This window comes from Algoriphagus sp. SE2 (assembly GCF_039563885.1).
In the GTDB taxonomy this organism is placed as follows: Bacteria; Bacteroidota; Bacteroidia; order Cytophagales; family Cyclobacteriaceae; genus Algoriphagus.
In genome coordinates this window covers 23,485-40,919 of the sequence record NZ_JBCLWJ010000015.1, presented here as the reverse complement: position 1 = coordinate 40,919, position 17,435 = coordinate 23,485, and the positions used below count along the sequence as shown (strand labels likewise).

The 17,435-nt window shown below is 35.8% G+C and carries 13 protein-coding genes and 1 other RNA gene; 9 read left to right on the top strand and 5 right to left on the bottom strand.

From position 1 onward, the window contains the following. Positions 1-8 precede the first annotated feature (8 nt). On the top strand, positions 9-2,138 hold the full coding sequence (locus tag AAGF08_RS16120) for a c-type cytochrome domain-containing protein (RefSeq protein ID WP_343512337.1): 2,130 nt from the start codon (positions 9-11) through the stop codon (positions 2,136-2,138). A 474-nt stretch (positions 2,139-2,612) separates the two neighbouring features. Beyond that, on the top strand, positions 2,613-4,817 hold the full coding sequence (locus AAGF08_RS16115) for a tetratricopeptide repeat protein (RefSeq protein ID WP_343512336.1): 2,205 nt from the start codon (positions 2,613-2,615) through the stop codon (positions 4,815-4,817). A gap of 77 nt (positions 4,818-4,894) precedes the next feature. Here AAGF08_RS16115 and AAGF08_RS16110 read toward each other — a convergent pair whose 3' ends face one another. Then, positions 4,895-6,133 carry a S8 family serine peptidase gene (locus tag AAGF08_RS16110; protein ID WP_343512335.1) on the bottom strand — a complete coding sequence of 413 codons (1,239 nt, stop codon included), beginning with the start codon at positions 6,131-6,133 and terminating at the stop codon, positions 4,895-4,897. Between the two features lie 226 nt (positions 6,134-6,359). Further along, entirely contained in the window at positions 6,360-7,241 is an 882-nt protein-coding gene (locus AAGF08_RS16105; protein ID WP_343512334.1) for a PPK2 family polyphosphate kinase, read from the bottom strand. 123 nt (positions 7,242-7,364) lie between these two features. Here AAGF08_RS16105 and AAGF08_RS16100 point away from each other — a divergent pair, with 123 nt between their 5' ends. From AAGF08_RS16100 to AAGF08_RS16085, 4 genes are all read left to right on the top strand, one after another. Next, complete coding sequence (locus AAGF08_RS16100; protein ID WP_343512333.1) at positions 7,365-8,510, top strand: DUF5009 domain-containing protein; 1,146 nt, start codon at positions 7,365-7,367, stop codon at positions 8,508-8,510. Positions 8,511-8,584: 74 nt separating this feature from the next. After that, a complete protein-coding gene (locus AAGF08_RS16095) occupies positions 8,585-9,577 on the top strand; it encodes a hypothetical protein (RefSeq protein WP_343512332.1) in 993 nt (330 codons plus the stop codon). Between the two features lie 23 nt (positions 9,578-9,600). Continuing rightward, positions 9,601-10,155 carry a DUF4287 domain-containing protein gene (locus AAGF08_RS16090; protein WP_343512330.1) on the top strand — a complete coding sequence of 185 codons (555 nt, stop codon included), beginning with the start codon at positions 9,601-9,603 and terminating at the stop codon, positions 10,153-10,155. A 99-nt stretch (positions 10,156-10,254) separates the two neighbouring features. Beyond that, positions 10,255-12,534 (top strand): DPP IV N-terminal domain-containing protein, encoded by a 2,280-nt coding sequence (locus tag AAGF08_RS16085; RefSeq protein ID WP_343512329.1) that lies wholly within the window; start codon positions 10,255-10,257, stop codon positions 12,532-12,534. Between the two features lie 64 nt (positions 12,535-12,598). Here AAGF08_RS16085 and AAGF08_RS16080 read toward each other — a convergent pair whose 3' ends face one another. Together AAGF08_RS16080 and AAGF08_RS16075 are read right to left on the bottom strand one after the other, a co-directional pair. Next, the gene (locus tag AAGF08_RS16080; protein ID WP_343512328.1) at positions 12,599-13,162 is read right to left on the bottom strand and encodes a DUF3109 family protein; all 564 of its coding nucleotides are present in this window, start codon (positions 13,160-13,162) and stop codon (positions 12,599-12,601) included. Between the two features lie 50 nt (positions 13,163-13,212). Continuing rightward, positions 13,213-13,686, bottom strand: coding sequence for a DUF4442 domain-containing protein (locus tag AAGF08_RS16075; RefSeq protein WP_343512327.1), 474 nt, complete (start codon positions 13,684-13,686; stop codon positions 13,213-13,215). Between the two features lie 222 nt (positions 13,687-13,908). On the opposite strand from AAGF08_RS16075, the gene rnpB reads away from it, so the two are divergent. Together rnpB and AAGF08_RS16065 are read left to right on the top strand one after the other, a co-directional pair. Next, positions 13,909-14,319, top strand: an RNA gene (rnpB, locus tag AAGF08_RS16070) — RNase P RNA component class A. Between the two features lie 17 nt (positions 14,320-14,336). After that, entirely contained in the window at positions 14,337-15,494 is a 1,158-nt protein-coding gene (locus AAGF08_RS16065; protein WP_343512326.1) for a sigma-54 dependent transcriptional regulator, read from the top strand. Between the two features lie 185 nt (positions 15,495-15,679). On the opposite strand, the gene AAGF08_RS16060 is transcribed toward AAGF08_RS16065, so the two are convergent. After that, positions 15,680-16,675, bottom strand: a complete 996-nt coding sequence (locus AAGF08_RS16060; RefSeq protein WP_343512324.1) for an acyl transferase — start codon at positions 16,673-16,675, stop codon at positions 15,680-15,682. A gap of 67 nt (positions 16,676-16,742) precedes the next feature. Here AAGF08_RS16060 and AAGF08_RS16055 point away from each other — a divergent pair, with 67 nt between their 5' ends. Continuing rightward, positions 16,743-17,414, top strand: a complete 672-nt coding sequence (locus AAGF08_RS16055) for a hypothetical protein (RefSeq protein ID WP_343512323.1) — start codon at positions 16,743-16,745, stop codon at positions 17,412-17,414. Positions 17,415-17,435 lie beyond the last annotated feature (21 nt).

Below are 17,435 nucleotides of genomic sequence, written 5' to 3'. Positions count from 1 at the left end.
GGTTTTGTATGATTAGCTTCAATACTTTTAGATCCATTCTTGAAAACACCCTATTTGTATGGATAGGTTTGGCCCTGATTTTGACTATTGGTGGGGATAATTTATTTCTCCCGGAATGGCTGCAAGTTATTGGCAGAAGTCATCCACTTATTTTGCATTTCCCAATTGTTCTTTTGCTTTTCGGCCTATTGTTTTTTTGGGCTCCAAATCTAAAGGCTAAAAAGGATCTGAAAGAATTTGGAGAAATCAGCTTCCTCCTAGGGTGTAATTTTGCAGGAATTACGGTTTTAGCTGGTCTAATTCTTGCCCAAGAGGATTATGAGGGATCGGCTTTAGAATGGCACAAATGGGCGGGACTTGCTGTATTTGGGTTAAGTATTCTGCTTTACTTTATAAGAAATCAATCCATAAATTTTTCTAAAAGTCTAAGTGCAATAATTGCAGTTGGAGTTTTGCAAGCTGGTCATTGGGGGGCTGATTTAACCCACGGGGAAAATTTTCTGCTCTCCCCTATTCTAAAGGAAGAACAAGAAACCATAGCCCTAAGTGAGGCAGAAGTGTTTAGAGATGTAGTACAACCAATCCTTCAAGCCAAATGTATAAGCTGTCATAAAGAGGGTAAGATTAAGGGAGAGCTTAGGATGGACCTAGTGGAGCACATTAAGAAAGGTGGGAAATCAGGACCTTTTGTGGTACCCGGTGATTTTGAAAAGTCCCTTTTGGTGACTAGAATCAACCTTCCACTGGAAGAGAAAGAGCATATGCCTCCAAAAAATAAAATTCAGTTGACTGATGAAGAAAAAACGATTCTAATGGACTGGGTATATTCAGGTGCTAGCTTTGATCAGAAACTTGAGGAAGTAGATACAGAATCTGAATTATTTCAATTGGCATCTCAGAAATTTAGTACTGAAGAAAATTATAATTTCGATGCAGCAGATCCTGAAACAATCTTAGAATTAAATAATTTTTTCAGGGAAGTAGCGCCTATCTACCCAGGTTCTCCAGCTTTGGTAGTTTCATATTTTGGGATTTCGGCATTTGATCCGAACTCATTAGGTGAACTCAAAGCAATCGGGGAGCAGGTCGTTCAGTTAAATCTGAATAAGATGCCACTCAATGGTGTGAGTTTTGGATTTCTTTCCAATTTCCCAAATCTAAGAGAGCTTCAGGCCAATTTCACAGATCTCACTTCAGATGAAATTTCTGAGATTACCAACTTACAAAGTTTAACTTCTTTAGCTATTTCTGGAAATACTTTAGACGACAAAAGCTTAGAAAGTTTAGGAAAGATGAAAAGTCTTGAAAAACTGTTTATATGGCAAACCGGGCTTAGTGATGCTGAAAAGGAAAAATTGGAAGATAAATTGCCCGATACAAAAATTGAATATGGTTTCGATGGTCGAGGAGTTATTTATGATCTTAATTCACCGACGATTATTTCAGAAGTAAATATGTTTGCTGATAGCGCAAAGCTAGAAATAACACATCCAATAAAAACTGTTGAAATTAGGTATTCAACAGAAGGCGAAGAACCAGATAGTATTTCTTCTCCAATCTATAAGGGGCCAATCTGGATAAATAAGACTGCTGAAGTAAAAGCTCGAGCCTTTGCAAAAGATTGGAAAGGAAGTCCCTCCTCAAGTGTTTTATTATTCAGAAGTGGAAACCCTCCAAAGGAATTAAAACTTCTCACGCAACCGAATCCAAATTATTTTGGGAAAGGTGAATTAACCCTAATAGATCAAATAAAAGGAGAAAATAATCACACATCAGGAGAGTGGTTAGGCTTCCAGGATGAAGATCCTGAAGTGGAAATTACTTTGGCCGATGACCAAAAACCTAAAGAATTGACAATTAGTTTGCTTTATCATGAAGGAGCATACATTTTTCCACCTACTCAGGTTGAGGTTTGGATAAAAAATACTGGGAATTGGGAAAAAATCATAGATGAAATCCCAACTCAATCAACGGATATTAAACCTTCCAGATTTCAAGCTTTGAATTATGATTTGCCAACCACAGAGTTTAAAAAAGTCAAGATAAAAATGAAAGCCATTAAATCTCTTCCTAAGTGGCATCCCGGTGCTGGATCAAAAGGGTGGGTATTCATGGATGAAATTTCATTCTTAAACTAAGCAATTCAAACTACCTAAATCCAATCTTATTTTTTGGATGTGATAGGAAAAATCAATTTAACAAAAGGTCAATAAGAAGTTTAAAAAAGTATCAAGTCTAAATTCAGAATTCCAGATTCCTCAAGGTTCGCTATTCTTATTTAGAACCAAAATTGTCACCTTTCATAATAGAGAAAAAGGGAATTAATAATAAAAGAATAATCCAATTTTTGTTCTTTTTAATTTACCACTTATATAATGCGAAAGAACAATGAGAAGTAACAGATATAAAATGCTTTATTTTGAAGCAAAATAAGGATAATTCGAAGACAAGTCTATTCTATCCATAGTCACCTATTTTGAAGGGATTTAATACAATTCAAAAATACAATTAATTCAATTTTCGATTAGAAATAGTATTTTGATCTTTATCTTGAAATAAATTTAAGAAACCCCAACTTTTGCTTCTACGATTAGAAGCATGGTACTGTTTATATGAATCAAAGTCTAAACAAGAAGCTTTCAGTTGTATTTTTCTCTGACATTGTAGGCTACACCGAACTAATGGGGAGAGATGAAGATAACGCTTATCAACTGATGAAAGATAATCTTGATGTTCATCAGCATTTTTTTGAAAAGTATCAAGGAACACTAATAAAGGAACTTGGAGATGGCGTTTTAGCGATTTTTGAAAATGCTGAAGATGCTCTTAACGCGAGTATTGAAATCCAAACAGAATGGCAATCACGTGGTGAAATTAGGCTAAGGATCGGCTTACACTGTGGTGATGTTATTTTTGACCGTGGTGATGTTTATGGGGATGCGGTCAACATAGCTTCAAGAATTCAAAGTATTGGGGTTCCATCATGCGTATTATTTTCTAAGCAATTAAAATCACTCATTAAATCCGAGGATGAGTTTCCAAATGTAAAATTAGGAGAGTTTAAGCTGAAGAACGTTGAGCGTGGCCTCACCTTATTTGCTCTTTCGACAGAACCCTTAGTCGTTCCAAGAAGAGAGGAAATGATCAGTACGATCAAATATCAGGAACGAAAAACTTGGAGGTACTGGGTTGGAATCGGACTTTTAATAAGCATCATAGCTTTCTTGATCTGGTTTATAAACTGGGGTGAATCTACAAGTTGGACCAAAGATAAGTCTATTGCCGTACTACCTTTAAAAAACCTGAATGCAGATCCGAGCAAAGAGTATTTCAGTGATGGACTTACAGAAGATATTATTACGCAACTATCCAAGATAAATTCACTTCGTGTAATTTCCCGGACTAGTACGGTCTTATACAAAAACTCCCAAGAGAGTAATCCTGAAATTGCCTTAGCCTTAGGAGTAAGTACACTACTAGAAGGAAGTGTTCAATGGTCAGGTGAAAGACTTAGAATTCGGGTTCAATTGATAGATGCAAATTCAAACCAAGCTATTTGGGCAGAAACATTTGATCTGGAAATGATTGAAGATTTATTTGATGTTCAAAGCCGCATTGCATCGGAAATAGCCACAAAGCTACAAGCCGAGGTGACCCTTTCTGAAATAGATCAAATAAATCAAAAGCCTACATCAAGTTTTGAGGCCTATGAGCAATACTTAAAAGGAAGAGGTCAATATTACGAATATCAGCTTACCAATAATAAAAGTGCCCTAGCAAGTTTTAAAGAGGCAATTAAAATTGACTCAACCTTTGCATTGGCTTGGGCAGGATTAGGTGATGCTTATGCGCAGATGTATGGGATTTTTAATTATCCCTCAGTTTGGTTGGATTCATCACTCTATGCAGGGAGTAAGGCTATTCAAATGGATTCAAGACTAGCCGAAGGTTATAAAGCAATGGGAGTAGCCTATTATTATAATAATCAATATCAACTGGCATTAGAATATTTAGAAAAAGCTGTTGAAATAAGTCCCAATCATGCGCAGGCCATCGGAAACCTCGCCACGGTTTATTTTATCACAGGCCAACTTGATAAATCTTTGGATTTACAACGAAAAGCAGCAGGGCTTAATCCTAAAAGCTTTATTCCATTTCAAATTTTAGGCTGGAACTACCGTCTTTTTGAAAATCAAAAACAGGCTCAAAACTGGCTAAGAAAATCCATTTCCATAAAACCCTCTTTTGATACGTATGAGCAATTGGGCCTAAGTTTTTTAGCTGAAGGAAAATCAGACAGTGTCAAGTCAGTTATTGCCCAAGTCAGGAAATTGCATAACAATGAATCAAGTAATGATCAAGTTGCGGGAATACTATCCTACATGAATAGGGATTATGAAAATGCTGAAAATTATTTGACTCAATCCATTGAGGAAAAAGATAATTGGGAATCAGATCCATACTTTTATGCACCAATATATTTGGCTAGTATATTTCAATCCAAGGGCAAATCCGATGAAGCTGATTTTTACATCAACAAAAAGCTGAATGAATATACTATGGAGCTTAAGGGAGAAAATGCTGATAAGGAATTTGCAGTATTTACGGCAGCTTTATATTTAATGAAAAAGAATAAAGAGAAGGCTATAGAATTCTTAAACTTAGCAAAAGATATGAATTTTCAAGATTATCAGTTACTGGAAATCAATCCACTATTTGACTCAATTCGAGATAATCCCGAATTCATGATATTAATAGAGGATATAAAATCTGAAATAAGAGTAATGAAATTAAATGCTTCCATTAAGAAAAATTAATCCCTTTTAAACAGGATTATAAAAAAAGAAGGACATGAAAGTTTTCATGTCCTTCTTTTTTCCCTTCCTAAATATTCTTATCTAATCTTTGGAATTGAATAAGTTCTTCCTCCACAACTGACAGTCCCCGCAACCGCTGGAGATCCTTGCGAAGCATATATTATTCCGGCCACATAGGCTGCTGACATAGAGGTTCCTGACCAGACCTGATATTCATTTCCTGGGGAAGTAGAGAAAACTGGATTTCCCGGAGCAACCCAATTTACATTTGATCCAAGGTTAGAGAAACTTGAGCAACCCCCTTCACCATCTTGGCAATTAAAATCAATTGAACCTATGGTGAAAATATTTTCCCCGGTTATACAACCCGGCAAATTCATATTTGAATCACCACTATCGTTACCTGCTGACATGACAAGGAATATTCCTTTGCTTGCAACATTTTTGACTGCATCACTGAGTATGGGATTGGAATCAGCACAATTTGAAATCCCAAATGCTCCTAAACTCATGGAAACTACATCTCCTCTCCTTCCAAATTGGGCAACATGGTCTAATGCTAAAACGATATCAGACCAAAACCCCTCCCCATTTGAATCAAGTACTTTTAAAGATATTGTGGGTACACCAGGAGCTATCCCATTCATTGCAAATTCATTTCCATTAGGTCTCGACTCTGCAGAAGCTATTCCTGCCATAAATGTCCCATGACCTGCATCGTCTTTCCACGGATTATTATCCACAAATGATTTTGCATATTTCTTAGATTTATTGATACTGCTTTTCAAGTCGTCATGGTTTCCGTCTATTCCCGAGTCTACAATCCAAATGAAATTTCTTTCAGCTCCATTTCTTCTTTGCCCTCCTCCTGCTTCAATAATTGAACAATTGGTTCCGGCCTCTATATCATACCCATATTCTTCTTGCATTCTTGGCCTTCCCTGCATAATTGGCCTCCTAGCTTGCATTCTTGGTCTTCCTTGCATTATAAAATCTTCAATGACCGACTCAATATCTGAATCTGCCCTCAGTGCCTCGGCTTGAGTTTCATTCATCTCCACAACTAACCCAACTGCGACATCAGAAAAAGATTCTAATATCCTATTAACTCCCTTACCTCTTGCAATATTTTCGGCTTTATCCCTTTTCATCTTTCGCTGCGAACTATTACTACTTTGCGCTTGGTCTCTGTCCGTGACATCGGCAGATGTAAAAACCCCATTCTCTTTGAGCTTGATGACATATCTTTTTTCCCCTTGAGCAAATACTCCAGAAAAAAGACAAAGGCTAAAAATTATTATTATGATATTTTTCATTTTAAAACAATATGGTTGAATTACAAGATATATTAAGAAATCTTTAATCCTAAAGTACAATTTTATTATTCTAAAATACTTTTTTCTTTTGGATTAGTAGATTTTAAAACATAACTATAAACCGCAACTGAAAAATTCAATTCGAACCTAGCGAAACGAAATTAACCTTAATACATAATTTTATTCAATAAAAAACTAAGGACCAGGGAAATAAAACTACAACTCATCAAATGTCCTTTTGAAGCATTTCTCTATACTTGCTAATATTTTCAGCAATAGATTCTTCTAATTCAGGTTCCTTGATATCCTTATATCGGGTAACTTCATCCAGTATAATTTTAGCAACAAGCAATCTGGCAGTCTTCTTATTATCTGAAGGAATAATATACCAAGGAGCATGAGGTTTAGATGTTCTGTTGATGGCCTCCTCATAAAACTGCTGATATTTGTCCCAGAGATTCCGTTCTTTCAAATCACCAGGTGAAAACTTCCAATTATGTTTTTGCTTATCCAACCTACGAAGTAGTCTTTGTCTCTGTTCTTCTTTACTTAAATGAAGAAAAAATTTTAGGACAATAACTCCGTTTTGACTAATGTGCTTTTCAAAATTATTGATCTGTTCATATCTATTTTCCCAAAATGATGGAGTGATTTCCTCCACAGAATTAATGCCCGGAATATTCTCATTCAATACATATTCTGGATGAACTCTGGTAACCAGTACATTTTCATAATGTGTTCTATTGAAGACGCCGTATTTCCCTCTTTGTGGTAGCGCCACATAATGCCTCCATAAATAATCATGTTTCAACTCATTCGTAGATGGTGTCTTAAAACTGTGAACAACGACTCCTCTTGGGTTAAACTCTTTAAATACTTCACGGATTAAACTATCCTTTCCAGCAGTATCCATTCCCTGTAAACATATCAGGATTGAATACTTGTTATGCGCATACATAGTGTCTTGATGATCACTAAGATCTTCTCTGTAATCGTTTAATTTCTTGGATTTCTTTTTTTCTGAAATTCCCAAATCCAAAACCGTAGGCAATTTTTCTAATACTATTGGATCGACTACTTTGAATTCGTCTACTTCTATATTTTTCATTTTGATAAGTTTAATGGATTAAAAAATTATCTAAAAAGTAAAAAACAAGATAATATTTTAAATTGTAGCTTAATTATTTCTTTTACTTTTTAAGTTACATAACCACCCAACCTAACTTAAATTATGGATATTAAAACAAGTCCCGGAGTTTTATCAAATAGGTATCTTGCTTTAGATGTATTACGAGGAATGACAATAGCTTTTATGGTCATTGTCAATACAGCAGGCGATTGGTCGAATCTTTATGCTCCATTGGCTCATGCAAAATGGCATGGATTTACTCCTACTGATCTGGTTTTTCCCACCTTCATGTTTGTTGTGGGGAATGCGATGAGTTTTTCAATGAAAAAACTCCAAGATATGCCAACAGTAGATTTCTTTAAAAAAGTAGGAAAAAGGGCATTTTTGATTTTCTTCATTGGCTGGCTTTTGAATGCTTTTCCTTTTTATGACATTTCTGATTCCGGAGAATTCAGTTTTATTAATATCACCGAAGTCCGTTTATTTGGAGTTTTACAAAGAATTGCTTTAGGCTATTTCTTTGCAGCAATAATCCTTTATCTGGGCGGAGTAAAGTTAGGATGGATATTTAGTGGAGTAGCGCTATTAGGTTACTGGGCAATCATGCTCGTGTTTGGAGACTCAGCCGATCCTTTTGGGCTTACTGGAAATGCAGCAATCAAACTTGATTTAGCTCTAGTAGGTGAAGGTCGTATGTATGGTGGTGAGGGAATTCCATTTGATCCTGAGGGAATTTTGAGTACGCTTCCTTCAATTGTAAATGTCATTGCCGGATATATCGTTGGAAAGATGATTCAACAATTAGGCAATAATATGGAGTCTATTAAAAAGTTAATTATTGCAGGAATTATTTTAATTGTTGCTGCCTATGCCTGGGATATCCTTTTCCCAATAAATAAAAAAATCTGGACAAGTTCTTATGTATTGCTAACTGTTGGAATAGACATGTTAATTCTAGCTGTTTTAGTATTTATCATTGAATTGAGAAAAATCACTAATTGGACGTATTTCTTCTTGGTCTTTGGAAGAAACCCCTTGATACTTTACATCGCCTCTGGAATAGTTATCACACTCTTTGGGATGATTCCAATAGGTGACATGTCTCTAAGATCTGTAATCTATCAAAACTTATTTACTAGTTGGCTTAGCCCAAAGAATGCTTCCTTCTTCTTTGCATTCTCCTATATGCTGTTAATCTGGCTGATTGGGCTTTGGATGGACAAAAGACGGATCTACATCAAAGTTTAAACTTAATTCTTTGAGCATCAATTCTCTAATCTGAATTTTGTAACTTATATCAGTTTTATCTAACTGGAATTTTTATGAAACTAAAGATCGGAGTATATAATGTTCAATGGATGCGGGACCTTTTTGACTCAGAGGGTAACCCAAAAACCACCGGGGATGACGGAGATCGTAGTAAGAAATTGGCAGAGGTAGTTGAGGCTATGGATCCTGATTTTCTAGGTATAGTTGAAGGACCCAATACATTAGTAGACAAGTCGAAAACTGCAAGTTTACAGTTGGAAGCTTGGGTTCAGGAATTTATTCCAAACAAAAACTTTAAAGGCATACATGGATTCCCTTCTCCCGGACAGCAGGAACTTTGCGCTTTATATAATCCGGAAAAAATCAAAGTACTTTTCACTCCAGAAACAAAAGAAGGTAAAAGGTTTGATGAAGCTTTTTTGGTAGACACCCTGAATCGACTCATTAAAGAACAGTATAAGCATTATAGACCGCCCTTGGAGCTAAGTATTTTAGGTTTGGATAACACCTTTCTTACACGGGTTATAATTGCTCATACCAAATCAAAAGGAATATTTGATATGGTAGACTACGCTAGATTTGAACAAATTTCTCAGCGTGATAGACTTAAACTTTTTGCTGAATGTATGTCTATCCGCGGACGATGTGACGAATATTTAGAAAAAGGTCAACAAGTGATGGTCATGGGTGACATTAATGACGGATTTGAATTAGATTTTTATGAAAATCGATTTAGCAAAAGTGCAGTCGAATTATTACTTGGAGACACCTGGCATCCAGAATATATCCTAAAATCGGTTTTACCTAAGCCAAAACTCAATTCATACGGATGGCAGCCTAATTCAAGTCGTTTTAAAGACAGGATTACGGGTGACTATGTAAATGTTTTAATTGATCATATTTTGGCAAGTCAAGGACTTAAAGTACTCAGTGGAAAGGTTTGGAATCCTTACATTGAAAAAGATGATGACATGATACAAAACATTAGAAAATCGCTGATTAAAGGTTCTGATCATTTCCCAGTCTTAACTGAAATTGAATTTTAACATAAACAAAAAACAGCAAGTTCATGGATCAAGCAGCCCAAACGATGATTGACAACCTTGAAAAAAATTATGGAAAAAGCCTAGATGAATGGGTTTCAATTGTCAAAAAAGAAAACTTTTCTAAACATGGGGAAATTTTAAAATTCCTCAAAACAAAGCATGGATTCACGCATGGGTTTGCCAATTTAGTGGCACATAAAACCCTTAAGTCCGATGCTGGTTCTGCTAGTGGAGCAGATGAATTAATAAAGAAGCAGTATAAAGGCAAAGAGCACTTTCTACCTCTTTATAATCAGCTTAAAAAAGAAATTGGGTCTTTCGGAAATGATATAGAATTTGTTCCAAAAAATGCTTATATGAGTGTCCGCCGAAAAAAACAGTTTGCCCTGTTAATCCCTGCAACTAAAACCAGATTTGATGTAGGAATCAACCTCAAAGGACAAGAACCGAAAGGGATTCTTGAAGTTGATACAAAATCTAATGGAATGGTAAGTCATAGGATTGTCATTAATCATGAAGAACAATATTCCAAAGATTTAATAAACTGGCTGAAAAAAGCTTATGAATCAGCAGGTTAATTCCCACCACTTATATGATAAGATTACTCTTAATCACTTATGTAAGTGAATCTTTTAATTTATAGACATATCTTGATTTTAAATCGATAAATTATTTTCATGTCTAAGTTTCAAACGCTCCCTCTTTTCCGGCTACAGCTTTTCATTTTACTTTCTATTATTTGGAATACAAGTTATTCCCAAATCAATGAAGAAACCTATCACAGAGCTGAATATTTCCTGAGTAACAACATCCAAAGGGAAGTATATCACATGGAAGTAAATCCCAATTGGAATGAAGATAAAACAGGGTTTTGGCATCAAACCTACACCGCAGACGGAAAACGGTTTTTCTCAACAGATATTGAAAAAAAGATTACAAATGAGGCTTTTGATCACCAAGAACTAGCAGAATTAATCACGCAAAGAACAGGTGAATCAATCGATTCAAAAGACCTGCCATTCAATAGAATTCAAATTGGAAAAGATGGTTCAATTAGTTTTGAATGGAGAAACCAAAGTTGGACTTATACCAAAGGGAATTTAGAATCGAAAAAAGCTACTGAACCAAGAAATAGAGAGGTTTCAATTTCACCAGATGGGAATTGGAAAGCCTACACTAGAAATTTCAACCTATTTGTAGAAAATCTTGAAACTGGCGAGGAGATTCAACTGAGTTTCGATGGAAAAAAAGACTATGAATATGCCTCTTTCTGGGGATGGTCCGATATGATTCATGGGGAAAATGGAGAAAGGCCTTTTCATTTCACCGTAAATTGGTCTCCTGATTCTAAGAGAATCCAAACCCAAATAGTAGATTTAAGATTAGCAGAAAAAATGCTACTTCTTGACAATAGTCAAGATGATAAGTTTAGACCTCAATTGATGGGGTATTACAGAGCATCTCCCGGAGACACAACCGTCGTCATGTATACTCCTGTAATTTTTGACTTGGAAGAAAAATCAGAAACTAAATTTCAAGAGCTTTCTCTTCCCCATTTTATAGGTATGTATTTCAATTGGGACAGCTCGAGCGAAAATCTTTTTGGGACTTATTTACATCGTGGATTTAAAGCTTTTGACCTGCTAGAAATCAATGCCCAAACAGCAGAAATCCGTAAAGTATATTCAGAGAGTTCACCCACTCACATTAACAATAATAATATCTTTAGGAGGCTTGATAATGGTTCCTTTATTCTAGGCACTGAAAAGTCAGGTTGGAATCAATTGTATCTGATGGACTGGAACAGTGGAAGTTTGATCAATAAAATCACCGATGGAGAATTTGTCGTCAAAAACATTTTGTACCTAGACGAGGATAATGAAGTTCTTTACTTTGAAGCTTCCGGAAAGGAAAAAGATGTAAATCCATATTATTCTTTCGTATACAAAGTGAATCTTGATGGAACGGGCTTAACTCTGCTGACTCCAGAAAACTCATTCCATGATGTTTCCTACTCTCCTGGGTCAATGTATTTTGTCGATAATTATTCTACGGTAAATACCCCTACAATTTCCGTGATCAGGGAATTAGAGACTGGCAAGATAGTTTATGAAGTTTCGAAGGCTGATATCTCAAATCTTCTAAAAAGAGGCTACCAAAGCCCAAAACAATTCACTGCAACCGCCAAAGACGGAAAAACCACCATTTACGGTATCTATTATCTACCAACAACTTTTTCTACGAAGAAGAAATATCCAATTATAGATTATACTTATTCGGGTCCTCATACTGCCATTACTCCCAAAACATTTAAATCTGGACTTGTTGGCTTGCAGCAGCCAATGGCTGAATTGGGGTTTGTTTTAGTTACTGTCGATGGATTGGGAACTCATGGAAGAGGAAAAGCATTCAATGATGTTTCCTACAATAATTTAGGCGATGGTACCACGGATCATGTTTTGGCCATTAACAAACTGGCGTCAAAAAATAAATTCGTGGATATCGACAAAGTTGGCATTTTTGGCCACTCCGCTGGAGGATATGATGCAGGTAGAGCAATTTTATTACATCCTGATTTTTACAAAGTAGCTGTCGCTTCAGCAGGCGACCATGATCATAGAATGGAAAAAGCTTGGTGGCCAGAAATGTATATGGGCTATCCAGTTGGAGATTTTTATCATAATCAGTCCAATATTACCAATGCTGCTAATCTTAAAGGACATTTACTTTTGGCTCATGGTGGAATAGACGAAAATGTAAATCCTTCTGCAACATTTAAATTTGCTGAAGCATTAATCAATGCAGGAAAAGATTTTGATTTATTTATTTGGCCTAGCCGAAACCATAGTTTTGGTAGAACTTCAGGCGATTATTTCACCAAAAAACGTTGGGACTATTTTATTGAACATCTTTTAGGAGAAGAGCCGATTAGGCATTATCAAATCAAAACTGATTAGATATAGAATTAAAAATATCAGTTTACTATTTTCTATTTCCTAATTCATTCCTATATCATGTCCACTACCCCTCTATTTCTTTCACTAATTCCTCATACCATGCTTCACCATATTTACGAATAAGTGCATCTTTAAGAAATTTATAAATAGGAACTTTCAAATTTGACCCTAATTGACATGCAGGATCGCAGATATGCCAGCGGTCATAATTAAGAGCATCGAATTCATCGTATTTGGTAATTCGAATCGGATACATATGGCAGCTGATTGGCTTTTTCCAAGTGATTTTACCATCCAGATAGGCTTGCTCAATTCCACATTTCAAGATTCCTCTTTCATCATATAAAGCATATGCGCACTCTCTATTGTCCCCTATTGTTGGAGTACCTTTATCTCCATCTTTATCAATAACCCAAGTCCCTTGAGCTTCTATCACTTTTCTTCCTTCCTCGGTAATATATTCTTTGACGATAGGATAGATATCCTCAATGATTTTTGTTTCTTCATCGTCCAAAGGGGCTCCTGCATCTCCCTCCACGCAACACGCACCTTTACAAGCCTCCAAATCACATACAAAAAAGTTTTCTTTTATATCATCTGAAAGAACCGCATTTCCTACTAAAATCATAAGCTATTCGAATTAGAACTCAAAGGTAAGCATTGCATTTCAAAAGGAACTTACAATCTAGGCTTTTGAAAATCTCTCCTTTTCACATAAACTCCTTTATTGAGGCTTGCAATCAAATTCCCTGATTTGTCTAGCACTTGGCATGGAAATTCAAACACTTTTTTTCCTAAAGAATCAACAGTATTCTTTATTTCCATGATCTCATCTGGCGCTAATGAAAACGTTGCGAAAACATCGCCTTTACCAGGTTTTATAAATTCTATATGGGAAAACTTATCCCATACAATGTAATCCTCTCCTAAATTTGTAATTAGAATAAACATAAAAAAAGGATCACACATAGCATATAAAGAACCTCCAAAGGCTGTACCAATCAAATTTCTATTATACCAAGTAAGCTTTAGCCTCACTTTGAATCTGGTAAAATCTTCAGAATATTCAATAACCTTAATACCTGAAAATAGATAAGGTGGATACCAATTTATGGCTCTTATCAGCTTTTTGAATTTTCTGTTGGGTTTCATAATTAAAAGATACAGTAATCCTATAAAAAAAGAACCGCTCTGTTAGGAGCGGTTCAACCCAGCACTATGAAAATCAGCTTTTAAAAGCCTTTAGGTAACAAACATGGAGTATTCAAAATTGTTTTAATCTTTTTAAAATAAATAAGAAGAACTTTAATTTTTTTTAATAACCATTTAGCAAAGACTTGAAACCCTTCTGGAATTAAATTCCGTACTTTACAAAGTGCAAGTCGTCTTGTCGCTTTATCCAAGATTCAAAACTTGGACAAAGAGGAAAGTCCGGGCAACAAAGAGCGCCATACTTCCTAACGGGAAGGAGGCTGACTGGAGACGGTCAGTTTACAGAAAGTGCCACAGAAAATATACCGTCCCGATAGCTATCGGGATAAGGGTGAAAAGGTAGGGTAAGAGCCTACCGCTCCGCCAGTGATGTCGGGGGCATGGTAAACCTTATGGGTTGAAAGATCAAATAGGTTCCGCATTGGATTAAGTTCCAAGAAGAGTTGCTCGCTCTTACGCGGAATGGGTAGATCGATGGATCCTGATTGTGAAGTCAGGACTAGATAAATGGCAAGAGTCCTTTTGGTTCATATCAGAAGGAAACAGAACCCGGCTTATAGACTTGCACTTTTTTCTTTTAAATTAGAGACATGTCGAAGATTTTGATTATTGATGACGAAAAAGTCATCAGAGCCACATTACGTGAGATTTTAGAATATGAGAAATTTGAAGTTTCAGAAGCACAAGATGGTGAAGAAGGACTCAAAAAACTCACTGAAGAGGATTATGATTTAGTGCTTTGTGACGTCAAAATGCCAAAAATGGACGGAATTGAGGTGTTGGATCAAGCTAAAGCTTTAGAAAAATCTCCTCAATTCATTATGATTTCCGCACACGGAAGCATTGAAACAGCAGTAGAAGCCACAAAAAAAGGAGCATTTGATTTTATTCCAAAGCCTCCAGATCTCAACAGGTTACTATTAACAGTAAGGAATGCACTTGATAAGAAGAATCTTGTTACGGAAACAAAAGTTCTAAAAAAGAAACTTTCTAAAAAACTGGATATGGTAGGAGAATCAACTGCCATTCAGATTGTAAAAGAAACCATTGAAAAAGTTGCACCTACAGATGCTCGGGTGTTGATCACTGGACCAAATGGAACAGGAAAGGAATTAGTAGCTCATTGGGTTCATGCAAAAAGTAATAGGTCTGCCCACCCTTTTGTAGCAGTGAATTGTGCAGCGATCCCATCAGAACTGATAGAAAGTGAGCTATTTGGTCATGAAAAAGGAGCTTTTACTTCAGCCCATAAACAGAGACAAGGTAAATTTGAACAGGCACAAGGGGGAACTCTTTTTCTTGATGAAATTGGAGATATGTCACTTTCAGCCCAATCAAAAGTACTGAGAGCACTTCAGGAAAATCTAATAAATCGAGTAGGAAGTGATAAAGACATCAAAGTTGATGTTCGGGTTTTAGCGGCCACCAATAAAGACCTGAAAAGCGAGATTAAAGAAGGTAAATTCAGAGAAGATTTATACCATCGATTAAGTGTTATTTTAATCCAAGTACCTTCCCTAAAAGACAGAAAAGAGGATATTCCGCTCCTCGTTGATAAATTCTTAGAGGATATATCTTCTGAAAGTGGTGATGCCAAAAAATCAATTTCAAATTCTGCCTTGAAAAAACTTCAGGAATTTCCTTGGACAGGAAATATACGCGAATTAAGAAACGTGATGGAAAGACTTGTTATTCTAGGTGAACCAGAAATTAGTCTAGAGGATATAAAAAAATATGCTGACTATTAAGGTCAGCATTTTTTTTAACTATTAGGTTTCTCAGTAGAAGGAGCTTTGGCGTATGCCGGGCAAGGTTTACTGGAAGCACAAGCTCCCAAAGCTAAAATTCCTACCAATAATGCGATTGTTGCTAATTTTTTCATAATTCAGATTTTATGCTGATCAAATATGTCTAATAATTCTTAAGATAGCAATTACTGCACCAGAAGATTACATCCTCTGATTTCACTGTTATCAATTCTTCCCAAAATTTCAAGTTCCCCATTTTCATCAAAACTCCCTAAATCCTGCGTCTCTATAAATGAACAAGAATGGAAATTTGCGAGATCAATCACATTTATACCTCCTTGTTTTCTAGTAGTCCAGGAAAGCGGATCGTTTATATCCCTTAGCATAACGTACATACTTGATGGTAATGTATACTTCCCTTTCCCTTTTGAGTAAGCCTGAGACATTAATTCTGTCATTCCATATTCAGAATGAATTTCATATACTCCAAAAAAAGATTTTAAAATAGAATGAACCTCTTCTCGTACCATTTCTTTTCTCCTCCCCTTCATACCTCCAGTTTCCATCACCGTTAAATTTTTTATTTCTGGAAGCTTAACCCCTGACTCAGCCAAATCCAGAAGCGCAAAAGTCACTCCCAAAAGCAAAATTTTCTTGCTCCCAGCAGAAAGCGAAATAAGTTTCTCTATAAGCTCATTTTGATTATAGAGATAGAAACCAGAATCTTTAGAATTACTTTTACGAATGAAATGATCTGCCATCTTCACCAAACTGCTTCCTTTCCTCTCAAGGTAAGAAGGAAGTAATACCAAAACATGAAATCCTTCAATCGATCCATACTCTTGCTCGAAAATCCTTTGAGCATGATTTAAATACCATTCTTCTGACCAATAAAAATGTTTACTTGTAATCATACCTGTCGTGCCACTACTAGAATAATATCCAGGAAACAAGGATTGATCTCCTGAAATGACCTTATAATCTTTAAAAAATTGAATTGGTAAAAAAGGGATAGCTTTGATCTGATCTACTTTGGAAATATCAATTCGACGAGCTTCAATGTATTTTTTATAGATTTGATTTTCCGATGCCTGAAATTTAAATAGTTCTAAAGCCAAGGTTTCAAAGTCCTCAGATTTTAAATCTTTAATGCGTTCTGAAAAACTTTTAAAATCCTGCATCGTTTTATATTTTGCGAAGTCCAATCGCGCTAATTTATCAACTTGGATGTAAATTTACTTTCGCCTTATGCGTTTCAAAAACTATTCAGGAATATTCTTTTTAGCAGTCGCAAGTTTTTCTTGTGTAAACTCACCCGATAATTTCCCTAGTACTCCTGAAATTAATTTCTCCACCATAGAATATGTTCCCACTAGTGGACCCGATTCATTGATAATTTCCGTAGATTTTAAAGATGCTGAGGGAGATTTAGGATTAGGAGCAACAGAAATCAATCCTCCTTTCAATGCCGTCGAATACCAAAGAGATAATATCGGGGAATTAATCACTTACTCTACAAGGCCTCCTGAGGCACCTACATATAATCCAATTGATTGGGTTATTGATCCAATAATTAACAACGCTACTGTCAAAGACACGATCTGGGTAGTTCAGAACCCAAATCAATATAATATTTTTGTAAAATTCTTTGTGAAAAGGAACGGGCAATACACGGAATTCAGATGGCAAGACCCTCCTTTCTTTACCACATTTAATGGTAGGTTTCCAAGAGTTTTAAATAATGATGAAAGCCAAGCAATTGAAGGAAATATTAAATATGCTATGCTTTCTTCTGGATGGCAATCTATTTTTAGAAATGATACTTTGAGGGTGGAAGTGCAAATTCAGGATCGTAAGCTCAATAGAAGCAATGAGGTCTCAAGTCCAGATGTGACTCTAAATAACATAACCCGTAATTAAAAAAAGCCCTTTTAAAAGGGC